This is a genomic window from Methylophaga lonarensis MPL (genome assembly GCF_000349205.1).
In the GTDB taxonomy this organism is placed as follows: Bacteria; Pseudomonadota; Gammaproteobacteria; order Nitrosococcales; family Methylophagaceae; genus Methylophaga; species Methylophaga lonarensis.
On record NZ_APHR01000076.1, the window covers coordinates 1 to 2242 of the forward strand.

General features: G+C 49.8%; 1 protein-coding gene and 1 pseudogene. Both read right to left on the reverse strand.

Annotated features, from left to right (window positions below):
* Nucleotides 1–44 precede the first annotated feature (44 nt).
* The gene (gene dcd, locus MPL1_RS12135; RefSeq protein ID WP_009727428.1) at nt 45–611 is read right to left on the reverse strand and encodes a dCTP deaminase; all 567 of its coding nucleotides are present in this window, start codon (nt 609–611) and stop codon (nt 45–47) included.
* A 41-nt stretch (nt 612–652) separates the two neighbouring features.
* A pseudogene (gene apbC, locus MPL1_RS14400) lies at nt 653–1733 on the reverse strand (iron-sulfur cluster carrier protein ApbC).
* Nucleotides 1734–2242 lie beyond the last annotated feature (509 nt).

A 2242-nucleotide genomic window follows, 5' to 3' on the forward strand; every position in this document is an offset into this window, starting at 1 on the left:
ACAAGCGTCGGAGTGCTGTACTGGCCATTTTCATTCGCTCCTTCTCAGGATTTCGGCAATGTTACGCCTCGTTGACCCTGATACTTCCCGCCACGATCCGCATAAGAGGTCTCACAGACTTCGTCTGACTCAAAAAACAGCATCTGTGCCACGCCTTCATTAGCATAGATTTTTGCAGGTAAGGTCGTGGTATTTGAAAACTCCAGCGTCACCTGGCCTTCCCATTCTGGTTCCAGTGGCGTGACATTGACGATAATGCCGCATCTGGCATAAGTGGACTTGCCCAGACAGACGGTCAGCACATTACGAGGAATCTTGAAAGTTTCGACCGTTCTTGCCAGCGCAAATGAGTTTGGCGGAATAATGCAGACGTCTGATTTCACATCAACAAAGCTGGCCTCATCGAAATTCTTCGGATCAACGATCGCCGAGTTGATATTGGTGAAAATCTTGAACTCGTCCGAACATCTGACATCGTAACCATAGCTCGAAGTGCCGTAGGAAATGATGCGACCGTTGTCACTATCCCTGATTTGCTTCGGCTCGAAGGGGTAAATCATGCCGTGCTGTTCCGCCATTCGGCGGATCCATTTATCTGATTTGATGGTCATAAAACAGCCAATGAAAGTAAAAGACCCTGATGATAACGTGTTTAATCGTTCTTGATAACAATCTTGGGAAACGCCGCGGCGTAATCCTTACCTTCTTTGGCCAGGTTAGCTGCAATTCGACGAGCGATGGTCCGGTAGGCCATTGCAATATCGCCTTGCGGATCGGTTACAACGGTTGGCTGGCCACTGTCGGCATCTTCCCGGATACGAATATCAAGTGGCAGACTACCCAGCATATTAACCCCGTAGTCAGATGCCATCCGTTCACCACCACCGGCACCGAAGATATGTTCTTCATGACCACATTGACTACAAATATGGGTACTCATATTCTCGATAACACCCAACACCGGCACTTTAACTTTTTCAAACATTTTCAGCGCCTTGCGTGCATCCAGCAGGGAAATATCCTGGGGGGGTGGTCACAATAACCGCCCCACTGACCGGTACCTTTTGCGATAAGGTCAGTTGAATATCACCCGTGCCTGGCGGCAAGTCGATGACCAGATAGTCCAGTGATTTCCAGTTGGTATCGCCGAGCATTTGTTGCAGCGCCTGAGTCACCATTGGGCCACGCCAGATCATTGGTTCTTCTTCATCAATCAGAAAACCAATCGACATGCTTTGCAGACCATAACTTTCGATGGGTTCAATTGATTTGCCATCCACTGATTCTGGGCGTTGAGTCGTGCCTAACATGCGCGGTTGGCTCGGGCCGTAAATATCAGCATCAAGTATGCCGACAGAGGCACCCTCAGCGGCCAATGCCAAAGCCAGATTCACCGAAGTGGTGGATTTGCCAACGCCGCCTTTGCCAGAGGCCACAGCGATGATGTTTTTTACGTTTTCCAGTGCAGGAACGCCCTGCTGTACCTTGTGTTTCACGATGTGCCAGTTCACCGTAACACTGGCATCAATACCATTGTCACTGAGCAACTTTTGCAAGGTATCCGATAACTGGTTGGCATAACCTTTCACCGGATAGCCGAGCGTTACCGTGACGTTGGTGGGTACTACTTCACCATTAACAGCAATTTTTGCTTTGCTGTCAGCGAGACTCATCTGTGTGGACGGGTCAATAAAATCTCCCACTAACTGCTCAATCTGGGACGGGTTCGACATGCATAACTCCTGAATATTTCGGAAAATTCGTAAGGTATATGAATCGTTACATTTTACGCTGTGGTGGCTTTTGCTTCATCCACACGCTGAATGTGGCTATTTGCCAATAAAAACGCCCTGACTCGGATAATGCCGATCAATTAGAAAACAGTTGTTCGCTGAGACCAAAATCAGGTGATCATGCGGAATGTTGGGGCTTTTTCAGCAAAATTCCCGTCATACCAATGTCCCTCGCCCGTCATTCCTGTGCTTCCCACCCGTCGTTCCTGTGCTTCCCACCCGTCATTCCTGTGCTTCCCACCCGTCGTTCCTGTGCTTCCCACCCATCATTCCCGCGCCCAACTCCCGTCATTCCCGCGCATGCGGGAATCTGACAAAGGCCGTGCTCAGATTCCGGACAAACGCTGCACGTTTTCCGGAATGACGATCAACTCACCGTCATTCCCGCGCAGGCGAGAATCTAACAAAGGCCGTGCACAGATTCCGGACAAACGCTGCACGTTTTCYGR